The organism is Streptomyces sp. B8-7 (assembly GCF_058833805.1).
Genome location: NZ_JBYRRL010000001.1, coordinates 698847 through 718553 on the forward strand (window position 1 = coordinate 698847; position 19707 = coordinate 718553).

A 19707-nucleotide genomic window follows, 5' to 3' on the forward strand; every position below is an offset into this window, starting at 1 on the left:
GTAACGGCGCCACAGGATCGAATGACGGGGGCGGCGGCTGAACCTGCGGGTTCACCACGGAAGCAACCCGGACCAGGACATGGCGTCAGATCCCTGGCAATCCGATCTCAAGGCGATGGAGTTGAACGTCACGGTGTCCGCTGCACAGCCCAACACCGCTGCTCGCCGAGACGGTGACGGGCGGGCGAGGCGTCCGGGACTGGCGGGCGGGTATCCGACCCGCGACGTCTCTTGTGGTCACCGCGCTACCCTCCCGGAATGGCTGACTTCTTCACGGGCGGCGGTACCAGCCCTGCAGCGTTCCGCCTGATCGTCACGGGCGGCGGCACCGGCGGGCACACGTACCCGGCCCTCACGGCGGTTCGGACTCTGCAGGCGCGTCTGGCCGCTGCAGGCAGGGCTCTGGATGTGCTGTGGGCGGGCACGGCGAGCGGTCTGGAGGCCCGTGTCGCCGCCTCGGAGGGGATTCCGTTCGTCGAGGTGGCGACGGGCAAGATCCGTCGTTCGAAGAACCCGCTGAAGCTGGTCTCGCCGGCCAACGTGAAGGACATGACGAACGTGCCGCGTGGCGTGGGGCAGGCACGGAAGATCGTCGCTGACTTCCGGCCGGACGTGGTGCTCGCCACAGGCGGCTACGTGGCTGTGCCGGTGGGGCTCGCGGCGAAGATGTGCCGACGGCCGCTGGTGGTGCACGAGCAGACCGTCCGTCTCGGCCTGGCCAACAAGGCTCTCGCGCGGGCTGCGGCGGTCGTCGCGGTGTCGTCGGAGTCCACGTTGCCGCTGCTGCCGGAGGCAGCCCGGGCGACCGCAGTGGTGACAGGCAACCCGGTACGGCCGGAGGTGCTCGCGGGACAGGCGGGCAAGGCCGTGGACCTCCTGCAGCTCACCGGGTTCGACCATTCCTCGCCCACTGTGTACGTCACCGGTGGCGCGCAGGGCTCCGCCCAGATCAACCGGACGGTCGGCGGAATCCTCCCGTGGCTGCTGAGCCACGCGAACGTCATCCACCAGTGCGGCGAGGCCAACCTCTCCGCCATGCGAGAGCAGGCGCTCACCCTGCCGTCCGCGCTGGCGGGCCGCTATTACCTGACCGGGTTCGTCGGCAACGAACTGCCCGACGTGCTGGCCCTGGCCGATGTGGTGATCTCCCGCAGCGGTGCCGGGACGATCGCCGAGCTGACCGCACTCGGCAAGGCTGCGGTGTTCGTCCCCTTGGCGTCGTCGGCCGGCAACGAGCAAGCCCACAACGCGCGCCATCTGCAGGATGCCGGTGCCGCCGTCGCCCTGCTGGACGAGGTGTCACCGGCGAGCCTGCAGGCTGCGGTCGGTCCATTGCTCACCGACCGCGAACAGCGCGCGAGCGTCGCCGGGCGGGCGCGAGCTCATGGCCGTCCCGATGCGGCGGACCGGCTGGTAGATGCGGTCCTGTCGGCCGCAGGTCAGCCGTCCAGGCGCTGAACGTGGCGGGCGGCGCCGGCGACGACCAGCTCGATGCAGTCGTCGAATGCGCCGTCCGGCTTTCCGAACGGGTCGGGCACATCGCGGTCGCCCAGGTAGAGCGCGAGTCGGGCGATCATGTGCCCGTCGGCCAGATCGCGCAGTGCCGCCAGGTTCGAGGCGTCCATGGCCAGGATGGAGTCGGCCCAGCGCATCAGCTCGCGGTCGACCTGGCGGGCGCGGTGTCCGCCGAGGTCGTAGCCGTGCTCGGCGGCGGCCTTGGCCATGGCGGGGTGGGCGGGGCTACCGGCCCACTTGTCCCGGATGCCCGCGGACCGTACCTCGACCGCGTCTCCGCCGAGCCGGGCGAGTACGGCAGCGGCGAGGGGTGATCGGCAGATGTTGCCGTAGCACACGGTCAGGATACGGCGGCGGCTCATCGCACCTCTTCCAGGGCCAGGTCCAGCATCGAGACCACGTCGGCCGCGTCTGCGGTCGTCATGGCCGGGTGGAAGGGCAAACTCAGGATCTCGCGCCCGAGTTGCTCGGTGTCGGGCAGGCTGCGCCGCCATGGGGCGAACGCGGGCTGAAGGTGGTTGGGTGGGTAGTGCACGCCGACTCCGACGCCCCAACCGTTCAGGATCGCGTGCACCCGGTCGCGCTGCACCACGCGGACGACGCAGTTGAACGGCACCGTGCGGTCGATGTCGACGTCGACCACGTCCACGCCGATGCCCGCCAGTTCGGCTGCATACGCCCGCCAGAGCTCTCGGCGCCGCCGGGCCACAGCCGGGAACTGCTGAAGTTGGGCGATCCCGACGGCGGCGTGCACGGCGGACATCGTAGCGCGCAGGCCGTGGCGGGCTACGGCGTAGGTTGTGGTACGAATGCGCTCAGCCTGCGGTTGGGTGATGCCAAGCATGCGCAATTCGCGCAGGACGTCTGCCTCGTCCAGGTCGCGTGGCACGACGGCGCCGCCCTCGATGCACGTCAGGTTCTTGATCGGGCCGAAGCTGAAGCAGGTGAGGTCGCCGGTGGCGCCCACGGCTACGTCGCCGGCACGAGAGCCGAAGGCGTGTGCAGCGTCTTCGATGACGGTGATGCCCCGTTCCTGCAGGATGGGGCGGATGTCCTTCAGGTCGACGGCTCGGCCGCCGTACAGGACCGGCAGGACCGCGCGGGTCGCCGACGTGAGGGCGTCGCGTACCGTGCGGCTGTCGACACACATCGTGCGGGAGCTGACCTCGACGAAGCGTGGGACAGCGCCGACGGACATGATCGCCTGAATCGTCGCGCAGAACGTCTGTGACGGGACGACCACCTCGTCGGCCGGTCCGACTCCGGCGGCCAGCAGTGAAAGGTGAAGCGCGGCAGTGCACGAGGCGACCGCCACCACGTCGGCAACACCGAGGTATCGTGCGAGCTCGGTCTCGAATCGCTCGGTGGTCTCGGAGTGCCCGTACTGGCCGATGCGCATGGCCTCGGCCACGGCCTCGAGTTCCGGGCCGTGCAGGTACGGGCGGGCGTTGCGACCGGCTTCGGCGGACAGCGTCATCGGGCACCCCTCACCTGCAGGCTCAGCGTCTCGAAGCATTTCGTGAGGTACAGGCCGGGCTTGTAAGCGAGCCGGTCGTGGTCGACAGGCCGGCCGAAGAGACCGTTGACGGTCTGCTCGACGAGCGCCGCGCCTGCCGCCTCGGCACACGGAAAGGCACCTGCGATACGGGCGTTGATCTCGGTCAGGACGACACGGTCCCCGGAGACGAAGCCCTGCACGCAGCACACGCCCTCCATTCCGACGGCGTCCAGCGCGTGCCTCACCTGGTCGACCACCCCTTGATCATCGAAGGTGGCCGACACCATCGACAGCCCGGCCTTCACCAGCAGCCGCCACCGCGGGATGACCGAGGCCCGGCCGGCCCGGTCGATGAGGCAGTCTGCGGTGAACTCCTGCCCAGTGACGTGCTCTTGCACGATGGGGTCAGGTACCAGTTCGCACAGGACGCGGGCTTGCTGTCGTGTCTGGCAGACGTGCACGTTCTTCGCGCCCTGGCCTCGGCGCGGCTTGACGACCAGCAGGCCGTCCGGCAGATCGTCGATCGCCTCGGGACCGACGCTGTGCGGTGTGGGGATGCCGTTGCGGGCCATGACGTCGTGGAAGCGGGCCTTGTCACCGCACGCCTGTACAGCGCTCGGGCCGGGCAGCCAGGTACGTACGCCCAAGGCCCCGAGGGACGCTCGCAGGGTGAGCAGCATCGGCAGTTCGGCCTCGACGGTGGACAGCAGCGCACGGGGCCGCAGCGTGCGGCACAGGTCCAGCAGCCGGGCCGCGTAGTCAGGGTGGCCGACGGGCGGCAGGGTACGGGCTGTGATGCCTTCCAGGGCGAGCCCGTAGGCGAGGGGGTCGCTGTCGGTACCGATGACTCTGAAGCCGAGCGTGATCAGACTGCGCGCGAGATCGAAGCCGGGCGCGCCGCCGATGCCGGTGACGAGGATGTGCTGGGCCATGCGTCTCATGCTCCTTCCGAGGTGGGAACACGGACCTGCGGTGCACACGCCTTCGGGCTGCGCAGCAGGGGAGCCCATCGTCCGGGGTTGGCCCGGTACCAGTCGGCGGTCCCCCGGAGGCCGCTCTCCAGCGGACGGGTGGGCTGGTAGCCGAGTTCGCGTACGATCTTCGACCAGTCCATCGCGTAGCGCAGGTCATTGGCCTGGCGGTCGGACACGTACGTCACCGCGCTCCAGTCGGCGCCGCACACCCGCAGGATGTGCCTGGTGAGTTCCTTGTTGGTCAGGTCTGTGCCGCCGCCGATGTTGTAGATCTCGCCGGGCACACCGGAGTCCAGGACGAGTTCGATACCGGCGCAGTTGTCCTCCACGTGGAGCCAGTTGCGGATGTGCTGGCCGCGTCCGTGGAGTGTGAGCGGTTCGCCCATCAGCAGACGGGTCAGGAACAGGGGGATGATCTTCTCCGGGTGCTGACCGGGACCGTAGTTGTTGGAGGACCGTGTGATGCACACCGGAACCCCGTAGGTCTGGAAGTACGACAGGGCCACCAGGTCACTGGCTGCCTTCGATGCGGCGTAGGGAACGCTTGGCCGCAGTGGCGCTGACTCGTCCGCCGAGCCTGTCGGAAGCGGCCCGTAGACCTCGTCGGTCGAGACGTGCACGAACTTGTCCACGGGCAGCCTGCAGGCTGCGTCCAGAAGCGTCCGGGTACCGAGGACATTCGTGGTCAGGAAGTTGCCGGCTTCGTAGAAGGAGCGGTCGACGTGGGACTCCGCGGCGAAGTGAACGACGTGGCTGTGCCGGGCTACGAGGTCGTCCACCACATCGGTGTCCAGGATGTTTCCCTCCACGAAGTCCAGCTTCGGGTCGAGGAACGCCTCGCCGAGGTTCTCGATGTGGCCGGCGTAGGTGAGCGCGTCGAGGACGGTGATCGCGGCCACGTCCTCGGACCGCAGGAGGCGCTTGACGAAGTGGGAGCCGATGAAGCCGGCTCCGCCTGTGACGAGCACCGTTCGCATAGTGCCTCTCCCAAGGTAGGGAACGCCAGGTTGTGTGCTTCTCTGCCACCCGGATGAGAGGACACCGGGCGGCAGGGTGGGCCCGGCACGGAGACGCGTCCTGCCGTGAGGGAAGGGCCGGAAGACTCTGTCCCACGCCGGGTGCTGCTCCCGTTCGCGGCGGTGCTCCTCGGGAGAGCCCGAGCGCGACGGGTTCCTCCTGTCGCAGGAAGCCGATCAGGCCGTCTCTTTCAGGCAGCCCATCTCGACCAACCGCTCCAGCGGTTCATGGGCGGTCCAGCCCAACTGCCGAAGGCGTCCCGCGGCCCGTCAGTGGTCACCGGGTATGTATGTCCCGCGAGCGCACCGTGCGGCCTCTGGCGATGAGCCGGGCCGCGAGCTCATCTCGCTGCTGCGCTGTCGCGAACGCCACCTGGAGAGCGGGCCTGAGGTCCTCGATCGGGGTGTGCGGGGGTCCTGTGGTCGGCTCGATGACCCAGCGCAGGAGGCCGTCCCATGCGGGAGGGGCCAGGACGACCCATGATCCCGATCCGAGCGCGCGCGTGCCCGGCTCCTGCCAGGAGCCCGCCGTACCCGGTGGGGTGAGGAAGTACGTCCTGTTGCTGCACAGGTCGTGCAGCACGGGTCCCACCGGAGCCCCGGCAGCGTCCAGGAGACTCACCGCACGTACCCCGACGTCGGCCTCGACGCAGACGGCGTCCCACTCCTCTCCGGCCGCAAGTAGCCTTGGCTGACAGAGATTTCGCGCCCAGCCGGATGGGGTGGGGGTGGTCTGCCTGGCCCGCATCGAAGGTGCTCCCTCCTCGATCCTTTGCGGCCGGTGCGTGAAGCCGCGTCACGAGGGAAACGCGGCCGGCGGAGGAGCGGCCAGCGTTGATGCACGGCGATGATGCGCGTATGCGCGGGATGCATGTCCCGGCTCGCAAACCACTGGCGTGATACCTACCCTGAGGAGCAGGCAGACTTGAACTGGGCGGAAGGCGCCGCGCGGGAGGCATCACGGGCCGGCGACTACGGACGGGTCATCGAGCTGGCCCGGCGGGCAGCGCGGATGACCCAGCGGCAACTCGGTGATGCCTGCGGCCTGTCACAGCCCGCGATCTCCCGAATGGAGAAGCGGGGTGTCGGCGACTACAACATGACCACCCTCGCGAGAGCCGCCGGTCATCTCGGCATTCCGCCGACGCTGCTCGGTCTCGCGGACATCGGTGCGGTACCCGCCGTACCAGCAGAAGGACTTGATCCAGTGCAACGGCGTCAGTTCCTCGCCGGGGCCCTCGCGACCACGGCGACCCCCGCCCTGCAAGGCTCATCGCCTCGATTCCCCGATCGGGATCGGGGAATCGAACAGGCCGCTGTGCTGCGCATCGCCACCAGCTCCTACCGCCGCATGGACGCCACCGTCCCCGCCCGGCAGCTCTCCGACGCCGTGCAGGGCCACATGCGCCTGATCCGTGCGATCGCCGCGCAGGCACCGGATCAGGTCAGCCGGGCTCGGCTGGCGGCAGCGGGAAGCGAAGCGGCCGGTCTGGCGGGATGGCTGAGCTGGGACCTGGCGGACGCCGGTTCTGCCCGCACCTGGTACGGATCGGCGATCAAGGCCGCCCGGCGATCCGGTGACCGGCTGCTGATCGCCTACCAGCGCGGCAGCCTGGCTCAGTTCGAAGTCGAAGCCGGCAACGCCGCCCAGGGGCTCAGCTTGATCCAGGGTACCCGCCGCCAACTCGGCGTCGACCGCCCCGGGATCGCCTCCGCATGGCTGTCCGCCCTGGAGGCCGTCGCACACGCCACCGCAGGGGACGAGCGTGCCGCCGACCGTGCCCTCCTGACCAGCGCGGCCGAGGTCGAGCTGATTCCCGGCGAGGAGGCACCCCCATGGCCCTGGGTGTTCGCCTTCGACCAGCGCAAGGTTGCCGCCGCACGCGTTACCTGTGGCGCCCGCCTCGCTCGACCTCGCTGGGTCCTCAGCTCCCTGGACGACGCGACGGCGGCCTTGTCCTCAACCCATGAGAAACAGCGCGCCCTGCTCGGCCTGGACGTTGCCTGCGGCCACATGTCCTCCGGCCACCTCGACACCGCCTTCGCCCTGGCCACCCACGCCCTCGACACCGGCCTGCGTCTGCGCTCCGGCCGCATTGTCGAACGCGCTCGCGTCTTCCGCCGCGCCTACTCCTCACCAACCCCGCCGACCGTCGTCCGCGACTTCGACGCGCGCCTCAACGACGCCTGTCTCTAGGGCGTGTTTCGAAAGTCCCGCCTGCCTGGCAGCGTCTGGCACGCACGCTCGCCGCGTTGTCGGGCTCGCCTCGATACATCCAGTATCGGGGCGACCCTCCGCCTTGCGATCGCACGCACCAGACGCCGCCAGACCTGTCCTTCGGGCAGACGACGCTACTTTCGAAACACGCCCTAGCAGCGCAGTCGCCCAGCCCCTGACAAGAAGTCGGAGCCCTCCAGACATGAGAGTTGGCATCACCGGACACCGCGGCCTGTCCCCCGAGGTCGGACAGCAGGTCCGCCACGCCCTCACCGAGACGGTCAAGGCATACGACGCGACCGACCTGGTCGGCATCAGCTGCATCGCCGACGGCCCGGACGCCTGGTTCGCGCAGGCCGTACTCGACCATGGCGGACGCATCGAGGTCGTCCTTCCCGCCGAGCAGTACCGCGCGGACCTCCCCGACTGGCACCATCCCGTCTATGACGACCTCCTGGCCCGCGCCGCCGAGATCCACCGCACCAGGCTGGACGCCTCCGACTCCCACGCTCACATGGCCGGGAGCGAACTCCTCGTCGACCAGGTCGACCAACTCCTCGCCGTCTGGGACGGACAACCGGCCCGCGGCCATGGCGGCACTGCCGACGTTGTCACCTGTGCCGAGGAGAAGGGAGTGCCCGTGAAGGTGCTCTGGCCTGAAGGCGCCTCCAGAGACTGATCACCACAGCGGTGCTGACGTGATCAGCGCCGACGCGCCGGGGGCGGATGCGCCGTGGCAGCGGCTGCGGCACGTTTCGGAACAGGCAGGTGCCGTGCTGCACTGCCGGCCCCTGCTGCGCGGACTCGTGCGCTGTGTGCCGCCCCCGCCCGCCCCCCGCAGGCGCGGTGCGACCGCGTGGCGTCGGTCGCGCCGCGCCCGGGAATCCGGGCCGCAGGGCTCAGCCCGCGGCGGCGTCGCAGGCCTGGCCGCGCAGCGAGCGCGCCAGGTCGTCCCGGGACTCCAGCACCAGCCGCACCAGCGCCGGCGGCGCGTCCTGGTGCTCCGCCAGCCAGGCGTCCGCCGCCGCCAGCGTCTCCGGCGGGTCCTGCAGCAGCGGGAACAGCCCGCGCACCACGTCCATGCCGATCTGGATGGACCGCTCCGCCCACACCCGGTCGATCGCCGCGAAGTACTTCGCCGCGTACGGCGCGGTCAGTTCCCGCTGCGAGGGCTGCGCGAAGCCCGCGATGGTCGCCTCCACCAGCGCGTTGGACAACTCGTCCGACTCCACGACCTGCGCCCAGCACTGCGCCTTCACCGCGGCGCTGGGCCGTGCCGCCAGGCAGCGCACCTGGTGCCGCTTGCCCGACGCGGTGTCGTCCCGGGCGAGTTCCGCCGCCAGCTCCTTCTCGCCGACCACGTCGTGCACGGCCAGCGCCTCCAGGAACGCCCAGCGCAGCTCCTGGTCGACCTCCAGTCCCGGCAGCGTCACGGTGCCGTCCAGCAGCGCGGCCAGCAGCTCGAACGCGGCCGGCGTGTTCGCCGTCTGCGCGAAGAACCGCGCCCACGCCAGCTGGTGCTCACTGCCCGGCGCGGCGGCGTGCAGCTGGTCCGAGGCGCCCTGCGACAGCTCGCGTCCGGCCGCCTCGCGCCGCTCGGGCGCCACGTAGCCCACCGCCGCCGAACCCGCCCAGGTGTGCAGCGTCTGCAGCACGCCGATGTCGCTCTCCCGGCCGGCGAACCTCAGGACCAGGCCGATGAAGTCCCGGGCCGGCAGCAGCGCGTCCCGCGTCATGTTCCACAGCGCGGACCAGCACAGCGCCCGCGCCAGCGGGTCGGTCATGTCGCCGAGGTTCTCCCGCAGCGCGGCCAGCGAGGTCTCGTCGAAGCGCGTCTTGCAGTACGTCAGGTCGTCGTCGTTGACCAGGACCAGGTCCGGCGCCTCGGCGCCCGCCAGGTCCGCCACCACGGTGCGCGGCCCGGCGACGTCCGCCTCGGCCCGCGCGTACCGCTCCAGCACCGGCCCTTCGGCGCCCTCGGACCGCCGGTACAGGCCGACGGCGACCCGGTGCGGCCGCAGCTCCGGGTGCGACTCGGCCGCCTCCTGCACCACGGCCAGCTCCTCGACCCGGCCCTCGGGCGTCAGCAGCACCTGCGGGGTCAGCGCGTTGACGCCGGCCGTCTGCAGCCAGGACCGCGCCCACGCCGCCATGTCCCGACCGCTGGTCTCCTCCAGCGCCGACAGCAGGTCCCCGAGCCGTGTGTTGCCGTAGGCGTGCCGCTTGAAGTAGCGCCGCGCGCCCTCCAGGAACGCGTCCTGGCCGACGTACGCCACCAGCTGCTTGAGCACGGAGGCGCCCTTGGCGTAGGTGATGCCGTCGAAGTTGAGCTTGGCGTCCTGCAGGTCGCGGATGTCCGCGGTGACCGGGTGCGTGGAGGGCAGCTGGTCGGCCCGGTAGGCCCAGGCCTTGCGGCGGTTGGCGAAGGTGACCCAGCCGTCGCTGAACCGGGTCGCGCCCACCAGCGCGAAGGAGCCCATGAAGTCCGCGAAGGACTCCTTCAGCCACAGGTCGTCCCACCACTCCATGGTGACGAGGTCGCCGAACCACATGTGCGCCATCTCGTGCAGGACCACGTTGGCGCGCGCCTCGTACGACGCCTGCGTCACCTTGCCGCGGAAGATGTACTCCTCGCGGAAGGTCACCACACCCGGGTTCTCCATCGCGCCCAGGTTGTACTCGGGCACGAACGCCTGGTCGTACTTGCCGAAGGGGTACGGGTAGTCGAAATGGTCGTGGAAGAAGTCCAGGCCCTGCTTGGTGATCAGGAACACGTCGTCCGCGTCGAAGTACGGGGCGAGACCCTTGCGGCACAGCGCGCCCAGCGGGATCTCCAGCGTGGTCCCGTCGTCGAACGTCCGGGAGTAACTGTCGGTGACGTAGTGGTACGGTCCCGCCACCACGCAGGTGATGTACGTGGAGATCGGCTTGGTCTCCGCGAACCGCCACACCCCGTCGGCGAGCCGGCCGGCGCCGTTGCTCCACACCGTCCAGCCCTCCGGCGCGCGCACCTCGAACCGGAACGGGGCCTTGAGGTCGGGCTGCTCGAAGTTGGCGAGAACCCGGCGTGAGTCGGCCGGTTCGTACTGGGTGTACAGGTACACCTCGCCGTCCTCGGGGTCGACGAAGCGGTGCATGCCCTCACCCGTGCGGGAGTAGGCGCACTCGGCGTCGACGACCAGCTCGTTCTCGGCGGCCAGGTCCTCCAGCAGGATGCGGGCGCCGTCGAACACCTCACCGGGGTCCAGGTCGCGCCCGTTGAGGGAGACGGAGGTCACCCGCGGAGCGATCAGGTCCGCGAAGGTGCCCGCGCCGGGCTCGGCGCAGCGGAACCGGATCGTCGTCACGGACCTGAACGTCCGTGGTCCGTCGCCGCTGTGCTCGCCGACCGCGGAGCGCAGGTCGAGCGACACCTCGTAGGCGTCGACGGACAGCAGCGCGGCCCGCTCACGGGCCTCGTCGCGGGACAGGTTCTCACCGGGCACAGGCGGCACTCCCTTGGATCGTCACGGACGTACGTCGTGGTCGACGCCGGTCTGGCGGGGCGCCGGCCCCCTGGGACACCGGCGTCCCGGATGCGGAACGGAACTGATCCTGCCACGTGCCCAGGAGGCCGGGTAGCCGGGAATGGCGCGGCCGAACCGGGGTGTTGCGAGGTGAGAAGCCCGTACCACAAGGAGAGTCATGCCCGAGACCGCGCCCGCCAAGACCCCCGTCGACTTCTGGTTCGATCCCCTCTGTCCCTGGGCGTGGATGACGTCACGCTGGGTGCTCGAAGTGGAGAAGCTGCGCGACATAGAGGTCCGCTGGCACCTGATGAGCCTCGCCGTCCTCAACGAGGACAAACTGGACGAGCTGCCGGAGGACTACCGGGAGATGCTCACCACCAAGGCGTGGGCGCCGGTCCGCGTGGTGGCCGCGGCCTGGCAGCAGCACGGTGACGCCGTTCTCGGCCCGCTCTACACCGCCCTGGGTACCCGCATCCACACCAAGGGCGAGGGGCCCACCCTGGAGGCGCTCGCGGGTGCGCTCGCCGACACCGGACTGCCCGCCGGCCTGATCGACTACGCCGGGCAGGAGGACTTCGTCTACGACGCCGAACTGCGCGCCTCCCACAAGGAGGGCATCGAGCTGGTGGGCCAGGACGTCGGCACCCCGGTCATCGCACTGCCCGGCCCGGACGGCGAGCAGATCGCCTTCTTCGGCCCGGTCGTCACCCCGGCCCCCGAGGGCGAGCAGGCGGCCCGCCTGTGGGACGGCGCCGTCGCGGTCGCCTCGGTTCCCGGTTTCTACGAGATCAAGCGGACCCGCACCAAGGGCCCGGACTTCAGCAATCTGTGACCGCAGAAGGGGCCCTCGCGCGTCACGTCCTCGCGGGGGCCCCTCCTGTTCTTCCGGTGCCTGCCCGGTGAGCGGTGAGAAGACGATCACGAGCAGGACCTCCGGTCAGGGAGCCAGCAGCAGGCTGTCCCCCCGGGACTTGGCGGCCGCGTAGCGCCGGGCCACGTCCTGCCAGTTGACGACGGCCCACATGGCGTCGATGAAGTCCACCTTCTGGTTGCGGTACTGCAGGTAGAAGGCGTGCTCCCAGGCGTCGAACACCAGGATCGGGGTGGAGCCCTGGCCGACGTTGCCCTGGTGGTCGTAGACCTGCTCGACGACCAGACGGCCGCTCACCGGCTCGTAGGCGAGCACGCCCCAGCCCGAGCCCTGGGTGGTCGCGGCGGCCTTGGTCAGCTGCGCCTTGAAGCCCGCGAACGACCCGAAGGACTCCGCGATGGCGTCCGCCAGCTCACCCACACCGTCCGCGGCCAGCGGCTCGCCGCCGCCCTCGCCGGTCATGTTGTGCCAGTAGATGGAGTGCAGGATGTGGCCGGACAGATGAAAGGCCAGGTTCTTCTCCAGGCCGTTCAGGGAGCCCCACTGCTCCTTGTCCCGGGCTTCCGCCAGCTGCTCCAGGGTGTCGTTGGCGCCCTTCACGTACGCCGCGTGGTGCTTGTCGTGGTGCAGCTCGATGATCTCCGGGCTGATCACCGGGGCCAGCGCGGAGTAGTCGTACGGCAGTTCGGGCAGCGTGTACACGGACATGAGGGTCCCCTCCGAGCCTCTTATTGCAAGTATTGCGCAACAACAAGCTAACAGCAAAAAGCCCCCGTGCGGATCACACGGGGGCCTGCGTGCCGCCGACCGGGCGAGCCGGCGGGAAGGCGGGAGGGCGGGAGGGCGGGGTCGGCCGGACGGCCGCCTGGGCGTCCGGCCCGCCCCATCCCCGTCCGGCCGGGGAGGGGGCGGGAGGGAAGGGGGAGAGGGCTCAGGCCCGTGCGGCGCGCGACCGCTGCCGGGCGTAACCGGCCGCCGCCAGGAACAGCGTCATCCCGCCCGTCGACAGCAGCTGCACCCGCGTGCCGGACTCGCGCGCCATCAGCACGAAGATCGCAGCCATCCCGGCCAGCGCCACCCAGGTCAGCACCGGGAACGCCCACATCCGCACGGTCAGCTGCTGCGGCGCCTCCTTCTCCAGGCGCCGCCGCAGCCGCAGCTGGGACGCCGCGATGAAGATCCACACGACGAGGATGACCGCGCCGATCATGTTCAGCAGCCAGGCGAAGACGTCGTTCGGCCGCCAGTAGCTGAGGACCACGCAGAGGAAGCCGAAGGAGCAGGAGGCCAGCACCGCGGTCCGCGGCACCCCGCCCGCCACCCGGCCCAGCGCCTCGGGGCCCAGACCGCGCCGGACCAGCGAGTAGGCGATCCGGCTGGAGCCGTAGATGTTGGCGTTCATCGCGGACAGCAGCGCCACCAGCACCACCACGTTCATCAGCTGGCCGGCACCGGGGATGCCGAGCTCGTCCAGGGCGGCGACGTAGGGGCCCTTCTCCACGACGGCCGGGGAGTCCCAGGGCACCAGCGTCACGACGACCGCCATCGAGCCGATGTAGAACAGCGCGATGCGCCACATCGCCGTCCGGACGGCGCTCGCCACGCCGCGCACCGGGTCCTCCGACTCGGCGGCCGCGATGGTGACGGTCTCCATGCCGCCGTACGCGAACACCGAGGCGAGCAGACCGATGACCAGGCCCTCGCCGCCGTTCGGCAGGAAGTCCGTGAGGTGTGCCGTGCCGGGCGAGTCCGTGCCCGGCAGCACACCGAGCACCGCCAGGCCGCCCAGCACCAGGAACAGGCTGATCGCGCCCACCTTCAACGCCGCGAACCAGAACTCGAACTCGCCGAAGTTCTTCACCGCGGCGAGGTTCGCCGCGCAGAAGACGACCATGAACAGGGCGACCCAGGCCCACTCCGGGGTGCCCGGCAGCCAGCCCGTCACGATCTTCGCCGCGCCGATGCCCTCCAGGCCGACGGCCGTGCACAGCAGCACCCAGAACGACCAGCCCGCGGTGAACCCGGCCCAGGGGCCGAAGGCCCGCTCGGCGTGGGCGGAGAACGAACCCGACGACGGATACGCCGCCGACATCTCGCCCAGCATCCGCATCACCAGCATCACCAGGAGGCCGGACAGGGCGTAGGCGAGGACGATCGAGGGACCGGCGGCGGCGATGCCGGCGCCGGAGCCGACGAAGAGGCCGGCCCCGATGACGCCCCCGAGGGCGATCATCGACAGATGGCGCTGCTTCAGGCCGTGGGTGAGGGAGGCGTCCGCCGCCGGTGTGGTCCCGGCGGTGGTGGTGGTGCTGGGCATGGAGCGGAACGTCCGTTACGTGAGGCAGGGGACAGGGGCGGGAGAGGTCACGGGAACCGGAGGGGTTCGAGGGGCACGGCGGCGCTGGGCGCAGGGGGGCAGGAGGGTGCGGGCGCCCCCGCGGGGACGCCACGCGCGGGAAAGGTCCCACAGTCTGGGCAGCTGCCCCGCTCAGCGGTGCACGATGCCCACTATCCGGACACCTCGACCCCGGAGGGTGAGGACCCGGTGACCGTCCCGCGGTCCGGACGGAGCGCCGCCCGGGGCGCCCCGCGGTGAGGCGCGGGCCGAGGCGCGCGTCGGTACCTTTGGTGAGACCTTACAGAGCGCCATGCGGTGCCCTACCGCCTCTTGTGTGAGGGCAACGCCACTGCCTCAGTGATCAGCATCACCCTGCACCGGGTGTCAGGAGTCGCCTTTGTCGAGAGCCCACCAAGCTCGCGCTCGGCCCTTTGTCGATCGCTGACGGTGATCGTGCCGAGAGCGCTGGGATAGCGTCGCCGTGTCCCCGAACTGCCCCCACCCTCCGCGGAGTCCCCATGAGCACCGCCGTCGCCGCCCCCGTCCGTCCGGGGCAGGTCCTCGCCGACCTGCTGCCGGCCACCCGTGTCCGCGACCTCGCGCTCGTCGTCGGCGGCGCCGCCCTGACCGGCCTCGCCGCCCAGATCGCGGTGCCCGTCCCCGGCACCCCGGTCCCGGTGACCGGCCAGACCTTCGCCGCGCTGCTCGTCGGCACGACCCTCGGCGCGGGCCGGGGCTTCCTCTCCCTCGTGCTGTACGCGCTGGCGGGCGTCGCGGGCGTGCCGTGGTTCGCCGACGGTGCCTCCGGTGCCGGCATCCCCTCCTTCGGCTACATCCTCGGCATGGTCCTCGCCTCCACCGTCGTCGGCGCCCTGGCCCGCCGCGGCGCCGACCGCTCGGTGCTGCGCACGGCCGGCGCGATGCTGCTCGGCGAGGCGCTCATCTACGCGGTCGGCGTGCCGTACCTGGCGCTGGCCAAGGACATGTCCGCCTCGGCCGCGATCGACGCGGGCCTCGTGCCGTTCCTGATCGGCGACGCCCTCAAGGCCGCCCTGGCGATGGGCCTGCTGCCCGCCGCCTGGAAGCTGGTGAGGCGCTGACCGTCCGTACCCCGCCCGGCCTGCGTTGGAGGCCCGCCGGAGCGCCCGGCGGGCCTCCACGCCGCTTCCCGGGGCGAGGCGGCGGTCAGACGCCCGGGTCCGCTTCCGGGGTCGGGCCCCCGGCGGGGCCGGCGGCGGCCGCACCGAGGGTGTGCCGCGGCCGCCGCGACCACCACAGCCCGGCCGCGCCCGCCACGAGCAGCCCCGCGCCCGCGGCGCCGAGGGGCAGCACCTGCTTCCCGGCCGCCCCGGTCCGCGGCAGCTCCTCGCCGCCCGGCACCACCGGCTGGTTGTCCGTGCCCAGCAGCAGGGGCGTGGCGGGCGCGTTCGGCGAGGGGTTCACCGTGCCGAACGGGACCGGCCCCTGCTGCCAGAACGTCCGGCTGCCGTCGGCGCTCTGCACCGGCAGACAGATCTTCCCGGTCCCGTCCAGGTCGTACACCGCGTCGACCGTGTACGTCATGGCCGCCCCGGCCGCGAGCCCGCCCACGGCACAGCTGTAACCGCTGTTCGAGCCCTCCGGGAGGTCGCCCCGGGCCAACCGCGAACAGCCCTTCACTCCTTTCACCTCAAGACCGTTGAAACCGACGACGAGAAGCCTGATGTCACCGCTCCGTGCTGTGCCGTCGTTCTTCACCGTGGCGGTGATCCTGGTCTTTTCCGTGGTGTTGTCGACGGAGATCCGCTCGGGCAGCAGAGTCGTCAGTTCGACACCGTCCGGCGCTGTGTCGACCGGCTTTCCTCCTTTGTCGCTCCCGGACCCCTGATCATCCGCGGCAGCCGTCGCCGACAGCATCACCACCGCCGAGAATGCCGCCGTGACCAGCGAGCCCGTCACGGCCCTACGACGTGAACCCATGTTCGCCCCCCTTGTCCCGCGCCTGAATTCGACGTACTCGAAGAGGTACCACAAGATTTCCCGGACTTCGGCCGCTATGCCTCCATGTGTGACCGTTGTGTTTCAATAGGGGCTGTGCGAGGCGTCGTTGAGGGGGTGCAGCGAATTGCCGGGCGGTACGGGAGAAGCGGGAAACGCGGGGAATACGGGAAGCGCGGGAAACCCGGGAAACGCGGAGAATGCGGGAAGCGCGGGAAACCCGGGAAGCGCGGGGGCGCCGGGGGGTGCGCGGCAGGGCGGGCCTTCGGGAACGGCGGTCGGCGGGCGCTACCGGCTGGTGGAGAGCATCGGCCAGGGCGGAATGGGGCGGGTGTGGCGAGCGGCGGACGCCGTGCTCGACCGGTCGGTCGCGATCAAGGAGATCCGCATCGGCGGGCGGGGCCCCGAGGACCCCGAGGACGCGCGCACCCGCCGCGAGCGCACCCTGCGCGAGGCGCGGGCCACCGCCCGCATCGACCACCCCAACGTGGTCCGCGTGTACGACGTGGTGGACGAGGGGGAGCGCCTGTGGATCGTGATGGAACTGGTGGCCGGCCGCTCCCTGGAGCGGATCATCGCCGAGCAGGGCCCGCTCGGCCCGCGCGAGGCCGCCCGCACCGGACTGGGCCTGGTCGCCGCGCTGTGCCAGGTGCACGCCCGCGGAGTGCTGCACCGTGACATCAAGCCGGGCAACGTGCTGATCGAGGCGGCCGGACAGCGCGTCGTGCTCACCGACTTCGGCATCGCCGCGATCCAGGACGCCAAGGCGCTCACCATGGTCGGCATGCTGGTCGGCTCGCCCGACTACATGGCTCCCGAGCGCGTCTCGGGGCGGCCCCAGGGCCCGCCGTCCGACCTCTGGTCCCTCGGCGCGACCCTCGCGGCCGCGCTGAGCGGCAGCTCGCCGTTCTCCCGGGGCACCACCCTGGCCACTCTGCACGCGGTGCTCCACGAGGAGCCCCGGATCCCGGCCGCCGCGGGCCCGTTGCGGCCCGTGCTGACCGCGCTGCTGGCCAAGGACCCCGACGCCCGGCCGACGCTGGACGACCTGGAGGCGGCGCTCCGGCCGCTCGCGCATCCGGAGCAGTCCCCGACGGTGACGCTGACCCGGCCTGCGCCCCCGCACCCGCCGCAGCCGCAGCCGCACTCGCCCGCCCCGCCCGTGGCGTCCCCGCCCGTGGTGTCCCCGCCTGTGGTGTCCCCGCCCGTGGTGTCCCCGCCTGTGGTGTCGGCGCCCGTTGCGGGTGCCGCCCGGCCGCGCGTTCGCCGCCGTGTCGCCGTCGCCGCCGTGGTGGGTGCGGCCGCCGTGGCGGCCGTCGCAGCGGTCGCCCTCACCGCGACCACCTCCGGACCGCCGCACGGCGACGGCCGCGCTCCCGGCGGTACCGCCACGGCGTCGGCGGCCCCGGCACGGTCCGGGGCGTCCGGGGGGCCCGCCTCGACCGGGGCTTCCGGGCCGGCCACCGTGGAGGGCACCTCCCGGCCGCCGAGCCTTCCGCCCGGGGCGCGCCGGGAGGCCGGCGGCTACGCCTGGGTCCCGCCCGAGGGGTGGCGGCGGGACGTGAAGACGGGCGCCGAGGTGCACTACACCGCCCCCGACGGGACCCAGGAACTCGTGGCCAAGTCCGCCCTGGCCCGCGGCGACCTCATGGAGACCTGGCGGACCTCGGAGCAGAACGCCCACCAGGGGCGGGACTACCGCAAGATCCGCCTGGCGGAGACGGAGTTCCGCGGCCGGCCGGCCGTCGTGTGGGAGTACACCTTCACCCTCGGCGGCGTCCCCTGGCACGCCCGGCTGCTCGGGTTCGACCAGGACGGCACGTCGTACCAGATCAACACCTGGTACCAGCCGCACGCCGAGCCGCGGGCGCTGGAGGTCTACGAGGAGGTCAGGGACACCTTCACCGTCCTGTGAGCCCGGCGGGCCGCCGAGGGGCGCGGTCCGGTGGGTCCGGCCCGGCGAAGGGCCCCGCGGCGGCACCGGACGCTGTTGGTCAAGAGCGTCCGGCACCGCCGCAGGGCCCTTCGCCGGGCCGCTCGCCCGACCGGATCCGGCCGGGATCAGCCGGTGCGGACGCGGTCCGCCGTGCCGTCGGCCGTACCTGCCGCCGTGCCGTCGGCCGTACCTGCCGCCGTGCCGTCGGCCGTACCTGCCGCCGCGGTGCCCGTCGTCGTGCCTGCCGTGGTGCCTGCCGTGGTGCCCGCCGTGGTGCGCGCCGTCGTGCCGTCGGCCGTGCCGTGCGTGACCGTCGCCGGGGCGGCGGGACGGCCCGCGCCCCGCCGCTGCCGGACCGCACCGACCGCCAGCACGCCCGCGGCGACCAGCAGCGACAGCAGCACCGTCTCGCGGCCGTCGTGCTCGGTGTCGGTGAGCATGTAGCCGAGGACGAACACGATGAGCGCGGCCGCCGCCCAGGTCAGGTACGGGTACAGCCACATCCGCACCACGAGCTTCTCCGGCGCCTCCGCCTGGAGGATCTTCCGCATGCGCAGCTGCGAGAAGCAGATGACGAGCCACACGAACAGGGCGACCGCTCCGGAGGAGTTGACCAGGAAGAGGAAGACGGAGTCGGGGAACTTGTAGTTGAAGAACACCGCGACGAAGCCGAACACCACGGAGACCAGGATCGCCGTCCGCGGCACACCGCTCGCGGTGGTCCGGGCGAACGCCTGCGGCGCGTCACCGCGCCGGCCGAGCGAGAACGCCATCCGCGAGGCCGTGTACAGGCCGGAGTTGAGGCAGGACAGCACCGAGGTCAGCACGATGAAGTTCATGATCTGCCCGGCGTGCGCGATGCCCAGGGAGTCCAGCGCGGCGACGTAGGAGCCGTCCTTCTCGATGGCCGGGTCGTTCCACGGCAGCAGGCACACCACGACGAAGACCGAGCCCAGGTAGAAGACGCCGATGCGCCAGATGATGCTGTTGGTCGACTTGGTGACCGCGCGCTGCGGGTCCTCGGACTCGCCCGCGGCCAGGGTGGCGATCTCGCTGCCCATGAAGGAGAACACGACGAGCAGCACACCGGTCAGGACGGCGCCGGGCCCGTTCGGCAGGAAGCCGCCGTGCCCGGTCAGGTTGGACAGCCCTGCCCGGTCGCTGTCCGCGCCGGGCAGCACCCCGAACACCGCGAGGCCGCCGACGACGACGAACGCGGCGATCGCGACGACCTTGATGCCGGCGAACCAGAACTCGAACTCGCCGTAGGAGCCCACCGAGACCAGGTTGGTGGCGGTCAGCACCACCATCACGATCAGCGCCCACGCCCACTGCGGGACGGCGGGGATCCACCCCTCCAGGATCGCGGCGCCCGCGGTCGCCTCGACGGCGAGCACGACCACCCAGAAGAACCAGTACAGCCAGCCGATGGAGAAGCCGGCCCAGCGGCCGAGCGCCCGGTCGGCGTGTGCGGAGAAGGAGCCGGACGACGGGTTGGCCGCGGACATCTCGCCGAGCATCCGCATCACCAGCACCACGAGCGTGCCGACGAGCGCGTACGACAGCAGGATGCCGGGGCCGGCCGCGGCGATGCCGGAGCTGGAGCCCACGAACAGTCCGGCACCGATCACACCGCCGATGGCGATCATCGACAGATGCCGGTTCTTGAGTCCCGCCTGGAGGCCGGAGCCGGGATCGCCGGCGGCCTTCGCCGGGGTCGGCTGCGAGGTCATGGATGGATTTCCTTTGCGCCGGGGGAGAGAAAGTCCTCGTGTGCGATCAGGGGACCGGATCACGAGTCGATCCAGTGAATCGGAGGTAACGATATGAGTGAACCTTCGAAACTTGATCGCTA

The 19707-nt window shown here is 71.3% G+C and carries 15 protein-coding genes; 6 read left to right on the plus strand and 9 right to left on the minus strand.

Features of this window, described 5'->3' with window-relative positions; genetic code table 11:
- Nucleotides 1–258 precede the first annotated feature (258 nt).
- Nucleotides 259–1458, plus strand: a complete 1200-nt coding sequence (locus AC5K6T_RS02960; RefSeq protein WP_493205336.1) for a UDP-N-acetylglucosamine--N-acetylmuramyl-(pentapeptide) pyrophosphoryl-undecaprenol N-acetylglucosamine transferase — start codon at nucleotides 259–261, stop codon at nucleotides 1456–1458.
- Here AC5K6T_RS02960 and AC5K6T_RS02965 read toward each other — a convergent pair.
- The 4 genes from AC5K6T_RS02965 to rfbB are packed head-to-tail and all read right to left on the minus strand — an operon-like array spanning nucleotide 1440 to nucleotide 4964.
- Nucleotides 1440–1877 (minus strand): low molecular weight protein-tyrosine-phosphatase, encoded by a 438-nt coding sequence (locus tag AC5K6T_RS02965; RefSeq protein ID WP_493205338.1) that lies wholly within the window; start codon nucleotides 1875–1877, stop codon nucleotides 1440–1442. The genes AC5K6T_RS02960 and AC5K6T_RS02965 overlap by 19 nt on opposite strands.
- Entirely contained in the window at nucleotides 1874–2992 is a 1119-nt protein-coding gene (locus tag AC5K6T_RS02970; RefSeq protein WP_493205340.1) for a DegT/DnrJ/EryC1/StrS family aminotransferase, read from the minus strand. Before AC5K6T_RS02970 ends, AC5K6T_RS02965 begins: the two co-directional genes overlap by 4 nt.
- Nucleotides 2989–3945 (minus strand): ATP-grasp domain-containing protein, encoded by a 957-nt coding sequence (locus AC5K6T_RS02975; RefSeq protein WP_493205342.1) that lies wholly within the window; start codon nucleotides 3943–3945, stop codon nucleotides 2989–2991. Before AC5K6T_RS02975 ends, AC5K6T_RS02970 begins: the two co-directional genes overlap by 4 nt.
- A gap of 5 nt (nucleotides 3946–3950) precedes the next feature.
- Nucleotides 3951–4964 carry a dTDP-glucose 4,6-dehydratase gene (gene rfbB / locus AC5K6T_RS02980; RefSeq protein WP_493205343.1) on the minus strand — a complete coding sequence of 338 codons (1014 nt, stop codon included), beginning with the start codon at nucleotides 4962–4964 and terminating at the stop codon, nucleotides 3951–3953.
- 964 nt (nucleotides 4965–5928) lie between these two features.
- Here rfbB and AC5K6T_RS02985 point away from each other — a divergent pair.
- Entirely contained in the window at nucleotides 5929–7200 is a 1272-nt protein-coding gene (locus AC5K6T_RS02985; protein ID WP_493205345.1) for a helix-turn-helix domain-containing protein, read from the plus strand.
- Nucleotides 7201–7423: 223 nt separating this feature from the next.
- Nucleotides 7424–7900 (plus strand): hypothetical protein, encoded by a 477-nt coding sequence (locus AC5K6T_RS02990; RefSeq protein WP_493205347.1) that lies wholly within the window; start codon nucleotides 7424–7426, stop codon nucleotides 7898–7900.
- A 220-nt stretch (nucleotides 7901–8120) separates the two neighbouring features.
- Here AC5K6T_RS02990 and pepN read toward each other — a convergent pair whose 3' ends face one another.
- Nucleotides 8121–10706: an aminopeptidase N gene (pepN, locus tag AC5K6T_RS02995; RefSeq protein WP_493205349.1), complete on the minus strand. Its 2586-nt coding sequence runs from the start codon at nucleotides 10704–10706 to the stop codon at nucleotides 8121–8123.
- 199 nt (nucleotides 10707–10905) lie between these two features.
- On the opposite strand from pepN, the gene AC5K6T_RS03000 reads away from it, so the two are divergent.
- Entirely contained in the window at nucleotides 10906–11562 is a 657-nt protein-coding gene (locus AC5K6T_RS03000; RefSeq protein WP_493205351.1) for a mycothiol-dependent nitroreductase Rv2466c family protein, read from the plus strand.
- Between the two features lie 105 nt (nucleotides 11563–11667).
- On the opposite strand, the gene AC5K6T_RS03005 is transcribed toward AC5K6T_RS03000, so the two are convergent.
- On the minus strand, nucleotides 11668–12309 hold the full coding sequence (locus AC5K6T_RS03005) for a superoxide dismutase (RefSeq protein WP_493205353.1): 642 nt from the start codon (nucleotides 12307–12309) through the stop codon (nucleotides 11668–11670).
- A 223-nt stretch (nucleotides 12310–12532) separates the two neighbouring features.
- Entirely contained in the window at nucleotides 12533–13918 is a 1386-nt protein-coding gene (locus AC5K6T_RS03010; RefSeq protein ID WP_493205354.1) for an amino acid permease, read from the minus strand.
- 539 nt (nucleotides 13919–14457) lie between these two features.
- Between AC5K6T_RS03010 and AC5K6T_RS03015 the strand changes: the two genes are divergently transcribed.
- Nucleotides 14458–15039, plus strand: coding sequence for a biotin transporter BioY (locus AC5K6T_RS03015; protein ID WP_493205355.1), 582 nt, complete (start codon nucleotides 14458–14460; stop codon nucleotides 15037–15039).
- A gap of 85 nt (nucleotides 15040–15124) precedes the next feature.
- On the opposite strand, the gene AC5K6T_RS03020 is transcribed toward AC5K6T_RS03015, so the two are convergent.
- Nucleotides 15125–15898, minus strand: coding sequence for a hypothetical protein (locus AC5K6T_RS03020; protein ID WP_493205357.1), 774 nt, complete (start codon nucleotides 15896–15898; stop codon nucleotides 15125–15127).
- A 316-nt stretch (nucleotides 15899–16214) separates the two neighbouring features.
- Here AC5K6T_RS03020 and AC5K6T_RS03025 point away from each other — a divergent pair, with 316 nt between their 5' ends.
- On the plus strand, nucleotides 16215–17831 hold the full coding sequence (locus AC5K6T_RS03025) for a serine/threonine-protein kinase (protein WP_493205359.1): 1617 nt from the start codon (nucleotides 16215–16217) through the stop codon (nucleotides 17829–17831).
- Nucleotides 17832–17977: 146 nt separating this feature from the next.
- Here AC5K6T_RS03025 and AC5K6T_RS03030 read toward each other — a convergent pair whose 3' ends face one another.
- Entirely contained in the window at nucleotides 17978–19585 is a 1608-nt protein-coding gene (locus AC5K6T_RS03030) for an amino acid permease (protein ID WP_493205361.1), read from the minus strand.
- Nucleotides 19586–19707: the final 122 nt, after the last annotated feature.